Source organism: Solirubrobacter ginsenosidimutans (genome assembly GCF_027587205.1).
In genome coordinates, this window is the sequence record NZ_JAPDOD010000013.1 from 77,001 (window position 1) to 92,400 (window position 15,400).

Below are 15,400 nucleotides of genomic sequence, written 5' to 3' on the forward strand. Positions count from 1 at the left end.
AAAACACACATGGTCGACGGCGAACTCCGGACTCTCGCGGTACGCCTACGCGACGACGATCACGTCGAGCACGCGGGGGCCGTGGACGCCCTCGACGCGGTCGAGCTCGATGTCGGACGTCGCCGACGGGCCGGACACGAACGTGATCGGGCGGCCTTCTGACGCGGCCGCGGCGAGCTGCGCGATGGCGTCGGGCACCGAGGGGACGATCGTGCCGGCCTCGACGATGCAGACGTGGCGGTCAGGTACGAGGGTGAGCGCGCGGCGGCCGGACCGCGCGCCGGAGTCCAGGACGATCGTGCCGGTGTCGGCGATCGCGAGGGCGGAGCCGGTGACGACCGCGTCGAGCGTGTCGAGCTGGGCGGTCGTGAGCGCATCGTCCTCGATCACGTCGATGCCGAGCGGATCGAAGCCGAGCGGGACACCGACGCGGGCGGTGTCGCCGAGGATCGCGCGGACGGTCGTGGCGAGGTCGGCTGCGGCGACGCGATGCACGGTCGCCTGGTACTCGGCGACGTTCTCGCAGAACGCCTCGACGATGCCGGCGGTGGGGAGCGACCCGGCGGCGCGGTAGGCGCGCGGGATCTCCGGCACGGCGGGCGCCGAGCCGAGCGCCTCGCGCACGCGCGCGAGGACGTCCTCCTTGGCGGAGCTCACGACGCCGCCTCCGGCGGCGCCGGGCGCGCCTCGCGGGCCTTCCACCAGTCGCGGAACGTCTCCTTCGGCGGATCCGGGAGGTCGCGCATCGCGGTCCAGCCCGGGACCATCGCTTTCGCGAGCGGCCCGCGGCCGAGGCGCGCCAAGCGCTGCGCGCCCTCGTAGCGCCGGCGCGAGCCGAACGCCGCGGCCATCCCCTTCATCGCCAGCGCCTCGGGCGTGAGCTTGGACTTCTGCTCGCGGACCACGCGCCCGCGCAGGTGCACGAGCACCGACGGGATGTCGATCTTGACCGGGCAGACCTCGTAACACGCCCCGCACAGCGACGACGCCCACGGCAGCGACGGCGCGGTCTCCAACCCGTTCAAAAGCGGCGTGAGGATCGCCCCGATCGGGCCCGGGTAGACGGATTCGTAGGCCTGGCCGCCGACGCGCGAGTAGACCGGGCACACGTTCAGGCACGCCGAGCAGCGGATGCAGTGCAGCGCCTGCCTGCCGACCTCGTCGGCGAGCACCGACGTGCGGCCGCCGTCGAGCAGGATCAGGTGGAACTCCTGCGGACCATCGCCCTCGCGCACCCCGGTCCACAGCGACGTGTAGGGGTTCATCCGCTCCGCCGTCGACGAGCGCGGCAGCAGCTGGAGGAAGACCTCGAGGTCCTGCCACGCCGGTAGGACCTTCTCGATCCCCATCAGCGTGACCAGGACGCGAGGCAACGTCAGGCACATGCGGCCGTTGCCCTCGGACTCCACGACGCCGATCGTGCCGGTCTCGGCGATCCCGAAGTTCGCGCCCGAGACGGCGACCGGGACCGAGAGGAACTTCGAGCGCAGGTGCACGCGGGCGGCCTCGGCGATGGCGGACGCCTCGTCCCCCAGGTGCTGCCCGCGAGCGATCGTGTTCTCGAACAGCGTGCGGATCTCGGCGCGATTGCGGTGGATCGCGGGCACGAGGATGTGCGATTGCTTGTCCCCCGGCGACAACTGGACGATCAGCTCGGCGAGATCGGTCTCCAGCGCGTGGATGCCCTCGGCCTCGAGCGCCTCGTTCATGCCGATCTCGTCCGTCGCCAGCGACTTGACCTTGATCACCTCGTCGGTGCCGTTCTCGCGTGCGATCCGCGCCACGATCGCGTTGGCCTCGGCGCCGTCGCGGGCCCAGTGCACCACCCCGCCCGCGGCGACCACCGCCGCCTCCAGCCGCTCCAGCTGCTCGGGCAGCGTGGCCATGGTGCGCGCCTTGATCGCCTCGCCCGCGTCGCGCAGCGCCTCCCAGTCGGGAAGCTCGGCGACCGCGCGCTCGCGCTTGCCGCGGATCAGCGTCGTCGCCTTGCCGATGTTGGCCCGCAACTGGGAATCGGCGAGCGAGACCTTCGCCGCGGCCTGGAAGCTCATTCCTGCGCCGCCAGGATCTCGGCCAGGTGCATCGTTCGCACCCCGGTGCGCTGCCGGCGCAGCGCCCCGCCGATGTGCATCAGGCACGACGTGTCCGCCGACGTGCAGACCTCCGCGCGGGTGTCGAGCACATGGCGGACCTTGTCCGAGAGCATCGCCATCGACGTATCCGCGTTCTTGACCGCGAACGTGCCGCCGAACCCGCAGCACTCGCGCTCCTCCCCCAGCTCGACCAGCTCGATGCCGCGCACGGCCTCGAGCAGCCGTCGCGGGCGATCGCCGATCTGCAGCAGCCGCAGCGAGTGGCACGTGGGGTGAAGCGTGACCCGGTGCGGGAAGGACGCACCCACGTCGACCACGCCCAACTCGTCGACCAGGAACTCGGTCAATTCGAAAACTCGATCGTGCAGCGACGGGATTCGCTCACGAACGTGAGCGACGCAGGAGGCCGACGGTGAGACCACCGCGTCGTATTCCGCAAAGACGCGCTCAAAGCGCGACATCATCCCGCCGGCCTCATGCTCGTAGCCGGAATTGACGTGCATTTGGCCACAGCACGTCTGTTCCAGGGGGAAGTCGACCGTGCAGCCCACCCGCTCGAGCACCTCGACGACGGCCTTTCCCGCGGACGGGAACAGCGTGTCGTTGAAACACGTGATGAAAAGGGCGACGTTCATCGGTACCTTCTCGGCACACTAACGATCACAAAGGAGCCCGAAATCAACCGTAGTCGTTCAGACCGACCGATGCTGGCCATGGCCCGCCGGTCGGCCATCGCCGACCTGCTGCGTGACTCGGGTGCCGTGACCGTCACCGAAGTCGAGACGCGCTTCGGCGTTTCGCCGATGACGGCGCGCCGCGACCTGGCCGAGCTCGAGCGCCAGGGCGTCGCCCGCCGCACGCACGGCGGTGCCGTCCTGCCGTCGATCTCCGCGCAGGAGGACTCCTTCGCGCAGCGCGTCGAAGTCGCCACCGAAGCCAAGTCCAACCTCGCCGAAGCCGCGGTGGCGATGATCTCCGCGCGCGAGACGATCTTCCTGGACTCCTCGAGCACCGCGTACTTCGTGGCGCGCAAGATCGTCGACCTCGGGCTGGGCGTGACCATCATCACCAACAGTCTGCCGGTGATGGAGGCGGTTGCCTCGCGCGAGACGCCGAACGTCAACCTGATCGGCATCGGCGGCACGCTGCGGCCGCTGACGCGTTCGTACGTGGGGCCGTATGCCGTGCACACCGTGCTGGGGCACTTCGCCGATCGCATGTTCATGTCCGTGAAGGGGGTCACCCGCGACGGCGTCCTGACCGACGCCGACGAGCTGGAGGCCGAGGTCAAGCGCGCGATGATCGCGCAGACCGAGGAACCGGTGCTGCTGCTCGACGACTCAAAGCTCGGCGCCCGCGGCCAGAACGCGATCGCCCGGGTGACCGAGGTCTCGAGCGTGCTGGCCTACGGGACGTCGCCCGCCGCACTCGAACCGCTGCGCGCGACGGGCGTGGAGCTCAACGTGGTCGATCAGTAGGCGGCCTCAGCGCGAGTAGGCCGCCGGCACGCCCCCGTCGACGTTGAGGATGTTGCCGGTGCTCTTGCCCGAGCGGCGCTCGGACGAGAAGTGCATGACGGCTTCGGCGATGTCACCCGGGAAGATCGAGACCTTCAGCGTGTTGCGCTGGCGGTAGTGCTCGTCGAGCTCCTCGGGGTCGAGGTTGTAGGCGGCGGCGCGCTCCTCGCGCCACGACGAGCCCCAGATCTTCGAGCCCTGCAGGACCGCGTCCGGGTTGACGGTGTTGACCCGGATGCCGTCCGCCCCGCCCTCTTCGGCCAGGCAGCGGGCGAGGTGCAGCTCCGCGGCCTTGGCCGAGGAGTACGCGGCGGCGTTCTTGCCGGCGACCAGCGCGTTCTTGGACGCGATGAAGACGATCGCCCCGCCCGAGTTCTGCTGCTTGAGCACCCGGAAGGACTCGCGGCCGACCAGGAAGTAGCCGGTGCCGAGGATCGCGTGGTTGCGCTGCCACTCGGCCAGCGACGTCTCCTCGATGCTCGCGCTGGAGGCGATGCCGGCGTTGGAGACGACGATGTCGACGCCGCCGAACGCATCGACGGCCGCGGCGAACGCCGCTGCCACCGCGTCCTCGGAGGTGACATCGCCGCCGACGGCCAGCCCGCGGTCGCCGTACCCGCTGACCGCGTCGGTCGCGCCGTCGGCGTCCAGGTCGAACGCCACCACGCACGCGCCCGCGGAAGCGAGCGTGTCGATGATCGCGCGGCCGATGCCACCCGCGCCGCCGGTCACCAGCGCGACCTTGCCCTGCAGCTCACCGGGCGCCGGCGCCTGCGCGAGCTTGTACAGCTCGAGCGGCCAGTACTCGATCGCGAAGCTCTCGGCGGCGTCGAGTGACACGAACTCACCGAGCGCCTGCGCGCCCGCCATGACCTCGATCGCGCGGTGATACAGGTCACGCGAGATCTTCGACAGCTTCGTCGTCGTGCCGGAGGAGACGAGCCCGAGGCCCTGGACGAGCACGATCCGCGCGTCCGGGTCCCCCGCGACGTCGCCCTCGCCGGCGTTGGCCTCGAAGTAGGCGCGATAGTCGGCGCGGTAGGCGTCGGCGCGCGCGGCGATCCGCGCGCGCAGCGTCTCGGCGTCGTCGGTGTCCGGGTCATACGCGATCCAGAGCGGCAGCCGCTTGGTGTGCACGAGGTGGTCGGGACACGGGGCACCGACGGTGACGAGCTGCTCGGCCTCGACGCTGGAGACGAACTCCAGCGCGCGATCGGACGTGTCGACGGTGAGCACCTTCGCGCGCTCGCTCGACACCGCGCCGCGGATCGCCGGCAGCAGCTCGTGCAGCAGCCCGCCGCCGTTCTCGACGCGCAGCTTGCGCCCGCCGAAGCGCGGCACGTCACCCGTGCGCTCGTTGACGAACGCGACGGCCTGGTTGATGACCTCGATCGTCTTGCGGTACGCCTCTTCGGCGGTGTCGCCCCAGACGATCAGGCCGTGCTTGCCGAGCACGATCAGCTTCAGGTCCGGATTGTCGCGCACGGCCTCGCCGACCTGCTTGGAGAGCGTGAAGCCCGGCCGGATGTACGGGACCCAGGCGGCAGCATCGCCGAAGCACTCCTGCACCAGGCGCTCGCCGTCGCGCGTGCCCGCGAGGACGTTGATCCCGTCCGGGTGGGTGTGGTGGACGTGCGGCGCCGGGATGAACGCGTGCAGCAGCGTCTCGATCGAGGCGCGAGGCGCCGCGGGGTTGAGCTGGGAGCGCGCGATGTAGGCGACCATGTCCTCGTCGGACATCGAGTCGCGGTCCATCAGCGGCAGCAGCTCGTCGAGCTTGAGCGGCGTGAAGTGCTCCGGGCCCATCGTGGCCAGGTCGGAGCCCGAGCCCTTGACCCACATCGCGGTGACCTCGCGGCCCACGTGATCGGTCGTCGGGCCCTTCGCCGACGTGTTGCCGCCGCCGAAGTTGGACACGGCCCGGTTGGCGCCCAGCAGGTGCGATGCCAGGACGACCTGCCCGAGTGTGTCCTCGGGCACCCCATCCTGCGGCCAAAGGTCCTCTACATGGTCGATCAACGGTGTCACAGTGCTCATCGGGTCAACTCCGTCTGGGTCTCACGTTCGGTGGCCATCCGCTCGGCGTAGCCGGACTCGCGGAGGGCACGGATCGGGTTCTCGGCGGCGCCGAGCGCCACGCGCGCCTCTGCGCACGCGGGCCGGACGTCCGTGTTGAAGGCGTCGAGCAGGACCTCGTGGCCGCCGAGGACGTCGGCGGACTCCTGGGCGGCGCGCAATGCCGCGCGGTCGACCAGCAGGGCCTTCGCGTAGGCCTCCTGCAGGTTGACGACCGACAGCGTCATCGCCTCGACCTTGGCCTCGATGTTGTGCGACTGATCGATCGTCAGGCGCGGCAGGCGGCCGACGGCGGTCAGCTCGACGAAGATCAGGAACAGCTCGAACGGGTTCACCGAGCCGACGATCAGGTCGTCGTCGGCGTACTTGCGGTTGTTGAAGTGGAACCCGCCGAGCCGGCCCTCCGCCTCGAGGAAGGCGACGATCTGCTCGATGTTCGTGCCCTGCGCGTGATGGCCGAGGTCGACCAGCACCTTCGCGCGCTCACCGAGCTTCAGGCAGGTCAGCAGCGCGCTGCCCCAGTCGGCCAGATCGGTCGCGTAGAACGCGGGCTCGAAGAACTTGTACTCGACCAGCAGCTCCTGCTCGGCGGGCAGCGCCTCGTACACGCGGCCGAGGCAGTCGAGCATCCGCCGGCGGCGCTCGCGCAGGTCGTCCTGGCCCGGGTAGTTGGTCCCGTCGGCGAGCCACAGCGACTGCGCAGTCGCGCCGAGCCCGGTCGCGATCTCGACGCACTCGAGCATGTGCGCCACGGCCTTCTCGCGCACGACGGCGTCGGGGTGCGTGACCGAGCCGAGCTTGTAATCGGGGTCCTGGAAGAGGTTCGGGTTGACCGCGCCGACGCGCAGGCCGCGCGACTCGATCTCCCCGCGCAGCTCGTCGTAGTCGTCGACGGCGTCCCACGGGAAGTGCAGCGCGACGGAGCCGGCGGTGCCGGTGAGCCGGTGCACCTCGGCGGCGTCGTCGAGCTTCTCGAACGTGTCGCGGGGCCGGCCCGGCTGCGGGAAGACGCCGAAGCGGGTGCCCGAGTCCGCGTAGCCCCACGAGGGGGTCTCGATCACGAGCTCGCGGAAGGCTTGGGTCAGGTCGGTCACGACGGGATCTCCTCGGGGACGGCAGATGGGGCGTAGTGGACGGGTTCGAAGGACGCGGCGGACACCGCGCGCATGTCGGCGAGCGAGCCGAGCTCGCCGGAGGCGCGGGCCTGGACGAGCACGTTGCCGAGCGCCGTCGCCTCCACCGGGCCGGCGAGCACCTCGCGGCCGGTGACATCGGCGGTGAGCTGGCACAGGAGCTCGTTCTGGGCGCCGCCGCCGATGACATGGATCGTGCGCACGTCCCGGCCCGATGCGGCTTCCAGGCGCTCGAGCACCAGCCGGTACTTGTAGGCCAGCGACACGTAGATCGAGCGCACGATCTCCCCGCGGGTCATGTCCCGCCGGCCGCACGCCTGCTCGATCATCGCGGGCATGTCACCGCCGCGCAGGAACTGCTCGTCGTCGGGGTCGAAGATCGGCACCGTGCCGGTGACGGCGCGTGCGGCGGCGTGCAGCTCGGCGAACCCCGCGTCCCACACCCGCGCGCACTCCTGCTCGAGCCACAGGCCCATGACGTTCTTGAGCAGGCGGATCGTGCCGTCGACGCCGCGCTCGTTGGTCAGCGCGGAATCCGTGAACACCGGCCCGGGGAGTTCGACCCCGAGCAGCGACCAGGTGCCCGACGACAGGATCGCCGAGTGCTCGTCGCGCAGCGGCGTCGCCGCGTAGGCGGAAGCGGTGTCGTGGGAGGCGACGGTGTAGACCGGCGCTTCGAGCTCGTGGTGGGCGAGCGTCGGGCCGAGCAGCGTGCCGGGCTCGATCAGCGCGCCGAACGGCCGCGACGGCAGGCCGAGCTCCGCGATCAGCCCGCGCGCCCACTCCCCCGTGCGCGCGTCCAGCAGCGCGGTGGTCGAGGCGTTGGTGATCTCGTTGGCCAGCTCGCCGCTGAGCCAGTAGGCGAGCAGGTCGGGCACGAGCGCGATCGAGTGGGCCTCGCGCAGCGCCACCGAGTCGCGCTCGGCGAGCAGCTGGTAGACGGTGTTGATCGGCATGTCCTGGATGCCGGTGACCGCGTAGCCGTCGACGTGGGCGATGCCCTCCGTGCGGTCGTCGCGGTAGTGGAACGGGAGCCCGAGCACGCGGCCGTGCTCGTCCAGCAGCGCGTAGTCGACACCCCACGTGTCGACGCCGATGCCGTCGAGCTTGCGCCCGCGCAGGCAGCCGATCGCTTCGGTGAAGAGGTGCAGCAGGTTCCAGCGCAGCCCGTCCGGGAGCCGGACGGGGCGGTTCGCGAAGCGGTGGCACGGCTCGAGGACCATCACGCGGCCGTCGAAGCGCCCACACACGACCCGGCCGCTCGAGGCGCCGAAATCTATGGCCGCATATTCAGTCAAGGTGGAACACCTCCTCCACGCGCTCGAAGGTCAGCTCGGACTCGAAGAACGGCGCCATCTCCGCTTGCCAGCGTGCGTTCACTTCAGTCTCCTCCATCGCACGCTGGGCGGCCGCGAAATCCTCGGTCTCGAGGTAGCCGATCAGCAGGCCGTCCGGGCGCAGGAACAGCGAGTAGTTCGTCCAGCCCGCCGCGCTGAGCGCCGCGAGCATCTCCGGCCAGACGGCCTGGTGACGCTCGCGGTACTCGTCGAGGCGGTGCGCGCGCACCCGGACCACGAAGCAGACACGTTCCATGGTGCGCGCGGGGTTCGACTTAGAAGTCGAAGTTGTCGATGTTGGTCTTGTCGAAGACGGTCGGCGGGCCGAGCAGGACTTCGCCCTTGGCGCCGACGGTCTTCTCGCCCAGGTCGCCGGCGTCGAACTTGTCGCCCTCGGCGCCCGTGATCGTGCCCGAGGCCAGCGCGGCCGCGGCGTACCCGGCGAGGTAGCCGAGTTTGCCCGGATCCCACAGCTCGAAGCCGTCGACGGTGCCGTCCTTGACGAAGTCACGCATCTGGTTCGGCGTGCCGAGACCGGTCAGCTTGACCTTGCCCTTGTACTTCGAACCCTGCAGGTAGCGCGCGGCGGCGGCGATGCCGACCGTCGTCGGGCTGATGATGCCCTTCAGGTCCGGGTACGCCTGCAGAAGGCCCTGCGTCTCCTCGAAGGACTTCTGGTCGTCGTCGTTGCCATACGCCGTCTTGACGAGCTTGAACTTCGAGTACTCCGGCTTGGAGAGCTCGTCCTTCATGAACTTGATCCAGGTGTTCTGGTTGGTCGCGTTGGGCGTCGCCGAGAGGATCGCGATGTCCCCGCCGCCGTCGCCGATCTGCTTGGCCAACAGCTGCACCTCGGTGCGCCCCAGATCCTCAGCCGCGGCCTGGTTGATGAACAGATCACGACCCGCGGGATCGGTGTCCGAGTCATACGTGACGACCTTGATGCCGGCCGCGCGCGCCTTCTTGAGCGCCGGGACGACCGCGTTGGGATCGTTGGCGCTGATGGCGATCGCGTCCTGCTTCTGCGTCGTCAGCGTGTTGATGTAGCTGACCTGCGACGAAGCGCTCGCATCCGACGGACCGACCCGCTTGAACTCACCCTTGAGCGCGTTGACGGCGTCCTCGCCGCCCTTGTCGGAGATCGTGAAGTACGGGTTGTTGATCTGCTTGGGCAGGAACGCGATCTTCAGGCCCGACTTGATCGCGCCGCCGGCGTCGGCGGCCGGTGTGCTCGCGGTTGATGCCCCTGAACCACTGGAGGCTTCCTTGTCGGTGCTGTCCTTGGTGGAACCGCACGCGGTGACGGTGAGCATGCCGGCGAACGTGAGCGCCGCCAGGCCCGCCTTACTGGACTTGAACAACTTTTCCCTCCTCACGGGATTTGGTGGTTCGTAGGGCCTCACGAACCCGCGCGGTGACGCTCGGGCCGAGGACGGAGAGCAGCAGCAGGCTGCCCGTGACGATGGTCAGCACCTCAGCGGAGACGTCATTGATCGTCAGCGCATTGCGGAGCGTCCCGAGAAGCAGCACGGCGCAGATGACGCCGAGCAGATTCCCGCGGCCGCCGAAGATCGAGACGCCGCCGAGAAGCACGACGGCGACGACAGAGAGCTCGAGGCCGTTCGCGTTGTCCGCTCGCGCCGAGGCGAAGCGGAAGGTGAAGATGATGCCGGCGAGCGCGGAGATCATGCCGGTGATGACGAAGAGCCAGAACTTGATCCGCTTGACGCGCACACCGGAGAAATGCGCGGCCTCTTCGTTGGCGCCCATCGCGAAGATCGAGCGCCCGATGCCCGTGAAGTGCAGGACGACGCCGAAGACGACGGCCAGCACGATGAACACGATGAACGGATTGGGCAGCTGGGTGCCGGCGAACGTGCCGAAGCCCCAGTTGGTGAATTCGGACGGGAAGTCCGCGACGGCCTGGTCGCCGAGGATCACGTACGCGAGGCCGCGGTACATGGCCAGCGTGCCGATCGTGACGGCCAGAGACGGCAGTCCAAGGCGTGTGACCAGCACGCCGTTGAGTGCTCCGGCCAGTGCCCCGGCGACCAGAACCGTCGGGATGATCATCTCCATCGCCCAGCCGTGGTTCCACAGGTAGCCCATCAGGGCGCTGGTGAGGCCGAGGACCGACGCGACCGACAGGTCGATCTCGGCGGCGATGATGATCAAGGTGAGCGGGAGCGCGATGATCGCGATCTCGACGATGTCCGAGAGGATCGAGTTGAGGTTCCCGCCGGTGAAGAAGTCCGGCGACGAGGTCGTGCCGTAGATGATCGAGGCGATCAGGAGGAAGACCGTGACGGTCTCCCAGCGCGCGAGGCGCGTCTTGAGCTCAGACACGGTGGGAGGCCCTCTTTCGCAGTTCGCGGGCCAATCGCTTCGCCAGGAAGGCGTCGAGGCCGATCGCCAGCAGCAGCAGCGCGCCGTTGATCGCCTGCTCCCAGAACGGGTTGACCTGCAGGATCACCAGCGCGGAGCGGATCGTGGCCAGGAGCAGGGCGCCGAGCGCCGCGCCGTAGACCGTGCCGGCGCCGCCGAAGATCGCCACGCCGCCGACCACCACCGCGGAGACGGCGGAGAGCTCGATGCCGTTGCCCGCGGCCGCGTCGAGCGTGCCGTAGCGCGCGGCGTAGAGCACGCCCGCCAGGCCGGCGATCGCCCCGCTCGCGACGAACGCGCCGAGCACGCGGCGGGTGGTGCGGATGCCCGCGAGCAGCGCGGCGTCGGGGTTGGAGCCGATCGCGTAGAGCTCGCGGCCCATCCTCGCGCGGCCGAGGACCGTGCCGACGATCAGCATCGCCGCGAGCGCGAAGAGCGGCAGGATCGGAACGCCGAGGATCTCGGCGGTGCCCAGCTTCAGGAAGCCGTTGGGCATGTCGGACGCGTTGATCTGGCGCCCGTGCGCCCACGCGTAGTCGATCCCTCGGATCACGTACAGCGTGCCGAGGGTGATCACCAGCGACGGGACTCTGGCGAACGCGACCATCGCGCCGTTGATCAGCCCGAAGAACGCCCCGAACAGCATCCCGAGGATGAAGACGAGGACGATCGGCATGTGATGGTCGGCGAACATCACGCCGGTCGCGAACGCGGTGATGCCGAGCACCGAGCCGACCGACAGGTCGATGTTGCGCGTGACGACGACGATCGTCTGCCCGACGGCGAGCAGCGCCACGATCGTGACGTTGAGCAGGATGTCGCGCAGGTTCTGCGCGTTCAGGAACCGCGGCTCCTTGATCGAGACGCCGAGCACGAGGATCGCGAGGACGCCGATCAGGCTGACCTCGCGCGCGCGCACGACCGTGTCGATGAAGGAGCGTCGCTGTGCCGGCGGCGCGTCGTTGGCCGGCGCCGGCGCGCTGGCGGTTTGGGCGCTCATCTCGTCACCGGTCCGTGGGTCCCTGGGCCATGCGTGTGGACCCTTGTCTGCGGGTTGCCAGGGTCGCTCACGCTGCCACCCCGGCGCCGGTCGCGGCGCGCACGACGGACTCCTCGTCGGCCTCGGCGCGCGAGAGCTCGCGGGCGATCCGGCCCTCGTGCATCACCAGCACGCGGTCGGCCATCCCGAGCACCTCGGGCAACTCGGACGAGATCATCAGCACCGCGAGGCCTTCGCCTGCGAGCTCGGACATCAACCGGTGCACCTCCGCCTTCGTGCCCACGTCGATGCCACGCGTCGGCTCGTCAATGATCAGGACCTTCGGGCCGGTGGCGAGCCACTTCCCCAGCACGACCTTCTGCTGGTTGCCGCCCGAGAGGAAGCCGACGGGGTCGGCGAGCTTGTGGTACTTGAGCTGGAGCTTGGTCGCCCAGTCCGCGGCGAGCTTCGCCTCGGAGCCGGTACCGATCACACCGAGCCTATTTCGCAGTTGTTGCAGCCGTGTGAGGCCGATGTTGCGCTCGATCGAGAGCTCCATCACGAGCCCCTGCTGGCGGCGATCCTCGGGCACGAGGCCGATGCCCGCCTTCATCGCCGCCGCGGGAGAGCCGCGCTTGAGCTTGTGGCCGTCGACGAAGACGTCGCCCGCGTCGGGGGTGTCGACGCCGAAGATCGCGCGGGCGACCTCGCTGCGTCCGGCGCCCACGAGGCCGGCCAGCGCGACGATCTCGCCGCGGTGGACGTCGAACGAGACGTCGATGAACACGCCCTCGCGCGTGAGGCGCTTGACCTCGAGCACCTTCTCGCCGATCTTCGCTTCCTGCTTCGGGAAGAGCTGGTTGAGGTCGCGGCCGACCATCCGGCGCACGAGGTCGTCCGTGGTCATCCCGGCGGTCGTGCCGTCGTGCGTCACCTGACCGTCGCGAAGCACGGTGACCGTGTCGCAAATCGTAAAAATCTCGTCGAGCCGGTGCGAGATGAAGAGCACGGCCGCCCCGCGCTGGCGCAGCGTGCGCACGACGCCGAACAGGCGCTCGACCTCGTGGCCGGAGAGCGCCGCGGTCGGCTCGTCCATGATCAGGACGCGGGCGTCGAAGCTCAGGGCCTTGGCGATCTCGACCAGCTGCTGGTCGGCGATCGAGAGCCCGCGGACGGGCTGCTCGGGGTCGAGCTTGACGCCCAGGCGGTCCATCAGCTCCTGCACCGTGCGATGTAGCGCGCGGCGGTCGATGCGGCGCATCGAGCCGAGCGGGTGCCGCCCCATCATCACGTTCTCCGCGACCGAGAGGTCGGGGAAGAGCGTCGGCTCCTGGTAGATCACCGCGACGCCGGCGTCGCGGGCGTCGGCGGGACCGTGGAACGTCACCGGCGCGCCGTCGACCAGCACCTCTCCCTCGTCGGGACGCTGGACGCCGGCGAGCATGCGCACGATCGTCGACTTCCCGGCGCCGTTCTCACCCGCGAGCGCCCGGACTTCTCCGGAGCTCAGCGCGATCGAGACGTCCCGCGAAGCACGAACGGCTCCGTAGGACTTGCTGGCGCCCTTCAGGGCGATGATCGGTGTCGACGACTCAGCTGTCAGTTGCTGGTTGATTTGAGGCTCCTCCCCCTCGAAACAACAGAACACGATCAAAACAGAGCGATCTTGGTCTGTCAAGAGCGAACTGCGAGTTTCTGTGATCGTTTGGCGATCGTTTTCGCGCAAATCCTTGACAAAGCGATCACGCATTGGTTGTCTGAACGCCGGAGGAGATACCAATCGCACGTAGACGATCAGATGAGACACCCGGTGTGCTGGCAGAGACGCGCCGGCGCGAGATCGCCGACCGCATGCGCACGACCGGCGCGGTGACCGTCGCGGAGGTCGAGGAGCTCTTCGGCGTGTCGCCGATGACCGCCCGCCGCGACCTCGCCGAGCTCGAACGCCGCGGGGTCGCGCGCCGCACGCACGGGGGCGCCGTATTGCCGACGATCAGCGCCCACGAGGACTCGTTCGCGCGCCGCCTGGACGTCGATGCCGACGAGAAGGTGCGCCTCGCCGAAGCCGCCGTGGGCATGCTCACCCCCCACGAGACGATCTTCCTCGACTCCTCGACGACGACCTACTACGTCGCGCGACGCCTGGTGGAGACCCACATGGCGGCCACCGTCCTGACCAACTCGCTGCCGGTCATGGAGCTGCTGTTCCGCGAGAGCGGGCCGGAGCTCGAGGTGATCGGGATCGGCGGCAACCTGCGCCGGCTGACGCGCTCGTTCGTGGGCCCGTTCGCCGTCCGCACCGTGCAGGGCCACTTCGCCGACCGCCTGTTCTTCTCGGTCAAGGGCATCGCGGCCAACGGCATGCTCACCGACGCCGAACCGCTCGAGGCCGAGCTCAAGCGCACGATGATCGAGCAGGCCTCGGATTCGGTGCTGCTGATCGACCACTCCAAACTCTCGGTGCGAGGCCTCAGCGTGATCGCACCGATCGCGGACGTCACCACGATGGTCGTGACCGACCTCGACGAACCGCAGGTGGACGCCCTGCGGCTCGGAGGTACGACGGTTCTGACCGCCTGAGGGCGCTACACGCCGCGGCGGCCGCGACGGCTGTAGCCGAAGCCGCCGAAGAGCAGGAGGAGAACGATGATGATGAGCAGGATCGTGAGCACTTCGGGGCCAGCCTTTCGGTTCGTTGGGCGGGTGCTACCCGTGGCGCTCCGCAATCAGGCTCGTCAGAATGAGAGCCGCGAATCCTCACCGTGCGTCCGTATCCTCCCGCCGTGAGCTGTCCGTTCGCGTCCTGATCCTCACCGCCGACATCGGCGCGGGCCACGATCTGCCGGCGGCGCTGCTCGCGGAGGCGATCCGCGAGCGCGAGCCGGACGCATACGTGGTCGTGGCCGATGGGCTCGAGGCGGGTGGGCGCGGGGCGCAGGCCGTGGCGCGCTCGGGGATGGAGACGATCCTCCAGCACGCCCGCCCGGTGTTCGATCTGCAGTACTGGCTGATCGCGCGGTTCGCGCCGACACGCAAGGCCGGAGGCGTCTTGGCGATGGCGCTCGGCGCGCGCGGGCTGCTCAAGCGCATCCGCCGCGAGCGGCCGGACGTGATCGTCTCGACCTACCCGGGGACCTCCGAAGTGCTCGGGCGGCTGCGCCGGATGGGCCGGTTGCCGGTTCCGTGCGTGGCGGCGATCACCGATCTCGCGGCGCTGTACTGGTGGGCGCATCCGGGCCTCGATCTGCATCTGCTGATCCACGAGGAGTCGCGTGAGGAGGTCGAGCGGGTCGCCGGGCCAACGGCGGACATCCGGCACGTCCGTGGGTTCTCGCGGCCCGAGTTCGACGCCCCGCCGACGCGGGCGGCGGCGCGAGCGGCGCTCGGCCTCCCAGCGGCCGGACCCGTCGTCGTCGTCTCCGGGGGAGGCTGGGCCGTCGGCGACCTCGCGGCGGCGACGGAGACGGTGCTCGCGCGCCCCGGCGCCATCGCGGTGTGCCTGTGCGGCACCAACGCGGGTGTCCGGTCCCGCCTGAGCGAGCGCTTCGCGCGCGAGCCCCGCGTCCGCGTCGAGGGGTTCACCGACCGCATGTGCGAATGGCTGTCCGCGGCCGATGTGCTGATGCACTCGACCGCCGGGTTGACGATGCTCGAAGCGCAGCTGTGCGGCACGTGGGCGATCTCCTACGGCTGGGGGATCGGCCACATCCGCCTCAACAACCGCGCGTACCGCCGGTTCGGGCTCGCGGCGGTCGCAACCGACCCGCCGGAGCTCGCGGTGGCGCTGGACACCGCGCTCGCGGCGCCGCGCCCGCGCTTCGAGGGCTACGCCTCATTGCCGACCGCGGCCGACGCCGTCCTCGCGCTGGCCGGGCGCTGA

14 protein-coding genes are annotated in these 15,400 nt (G+C 69.7%); 3 read left to right on the forward strand and 11 right to left on the reverse strand.

Features of this window, described 5'->3' with window-relative positions:
* Positions 1–45: 45 nt before the first annotated feature.
* Genes OM076_RS15135 through OM076_RS15145 form a run of 3 tightly spaced genes read right to left on the reverse strand, consistent with a single transcriptional unit; the run spans position 46 to position 2,728 of the window.
* Positions 46–657, reverse strand: coding sequence for a LutC/YkgG family protein (locus OM076_RS15135; protein WP_270040838.1), 612 nt, complete (start codon positions 655–657; stop codon positions 46–48).
* Positions 654–2,051, reverse strand: coding sequence for a lactate utilization protein B (locus OM076_RS15140; RefSeq protein WP_270040839.1), 1,398 nt, complete (start codon positions 2,049–2,051; stop codon positions 654–656). The genes OM076_RS15135 and OM076_RS15140 overlap by 4 nt, the downstream gene beginning before the upstream one ends.
* A complete protein-coding gene (locus OM076_RS15145) occupies positions 2,048–2,728 on the reverse strand; it encodes a (Fe-S)-binding protein (protein WP_270040840.1) in 681 nt (226 codons plus the stop codon). The genes OM076_RS15140 and OM076_RS15145 overlap by 4 nt, the downstream gene beginning before the upstream one ends.
* 78 nt (positions 2,729–2,806) lie before the next feature.
* On the opposite strand from OM076_RS15145, the gene OM076_RS15150 reads away from it, so the two are divergent.
* Complete coding sequence (locus OM076_RS15150) at positions 2,807–3,571, forward strand: DeoR/GlpR family DNA-binding transcription regulator (RefSeq protein ID WP_270040841.1); 765 nt, start codon at positions 2,807–2,809, stop codon at positions 3,569–3,571.
* A gap of 6 nt (positions 3,572–3,577) precedes the next feature.
* On the opposite strand, the gene OM076_RS15155 is transcribed toward OM076_RS15150, so the two are convergent.
* The 8 genes from OM076_RS15155 to OM076_RS15190 form a co-directional block, all read right to left on the reverse strand.
* Complete coding sequence (locus OM076_RS15155; RefSeq protein WP_270040842.1) at positions 3,578–5,647, reverse strand: bifunctional aldolase/short-chain dehydrogenase; 2,070 nt, start codon at positions 5,645–5,647, stop codon at positions 3,578–3,580.
* Positions 5,644–6,780 (reverse strand): L-rhamnose isomerase, encoded by a 1,137-nt coding sequence (gene rhaI / locus OM076_RS15160; protein WP_270040843.1) that lies wholly within the window; start codon positions 6,778–6,780, stop codon positions 5,644–5,646. The genes OM076_RS15155 and rhaI overlap by 4 nt, the downstream gene beginning before the upstream one ends.
* Positions 6,777–8,117: a rhamnulokinase gene (locus OM076_RS15165; RefSeq protein WP_270040844.1), complete on the reverse strand. Its 1,341-nt coding sequence runs from the start codon at positions 8,115–8,117 to the stop codon at positions 6,777–6,779. Before OM076_RS15165 ends, rhaI begins: the two co-directional genes overlap by 4 nt.
* Entirely contained in the window at positions 8,110–8,412 is a 303-nt protein-coding gene (locus tag OM076_RS15170) for an L-rhamnose mutarotase (protein ID WP_270040845.1), read from the reverse strand. The genes OM076_RS15165 and OM076_RS15170 overlap by 8 nt, the downstream gene beginning before the upstream one ends.
* Before the next feature lie 19 nt (positions 8,413–8,431).
* Positions 8,432–9,532 carry a rhamnose ABC transporter substrate-binding protein gene (rhaS, locus tag OM076_RS15175; RefSeq protein ID WP_372518043.1) on the reverse strand — a complete coding sequence of 367 codons (1,101 nt, stop codon included), beginning with the start codon at positions 9,530–9,532 and terminating at the stop codon, positions 8,432–8,434.
* Positions 9,501–10,502 (reverse strand): ABC transporter permease, encoded by a 1,002-nt coding sequence (locus OM076_RS15180; RefSeq protein WP_270040847.1) that lies wholly within the window; start codon positions 10,500–10,502, stop codon positions 9,501–9,503. Before OM076_RS15180 ends, rhaS begins: the two co-directional genes overlap by 32 nt.
* Positions 10,495–11,541, reverse strand: coding sequence for an ABC transporter permease (locus OM076_RS15185; protein WP_270040848.1), 1,047 nt, complete (start codon positions 11,539–11,541; stop codon positions 10,495–10,497). The genes OM076_RS15180 and OM076_RS15185 overlap by 8 nt, the downstream gene beginning before the upstream one ends.
* A 67-nt stretch (positions 11,542–11,608) precedes the next feature.
* Positions 11,609–13,123, reverse strand: coding sequence for a sugar ABC transporter ATP-binding protein (locus tag OM076_RS15190; RefSeq protein ID WP_372518046.1), 1,515 nt, complete (start codon positions 13,121–13,123; stop codon positions 11,609–11,611).
* A 209-nt stretch (positions 13,124–13,332) separates the two neighbouring features.
* On the opposite strand from OM076_RS15190, the gene OM076_RS15195 reads away from it, so the two are divergent.
* A complete protein-coding gene (locus OM076_RS15195) occupies positions 13,333–14,100 on the forward strand; it encodes a DeoR/GlpR family DNA-binding transcription regulator (protein ID WP_270040850.1) in 768 nt (255 codons plus the stop codon).
* Positions 14,101–14,260: 160 nt separating this feature from the next.
* Positions 14,261–15,400 carry an MGDG synthase family glycosyltransferase gene (locus OM076_RS15200; protein WP_270040851.1) on the forward strand — a complete coding sequence of 380 codons (1,140 nt, stop codon included), beginning with the start codon at positions 14,261–14,263 and terminating at the stop codon, positions 15,398–15,400.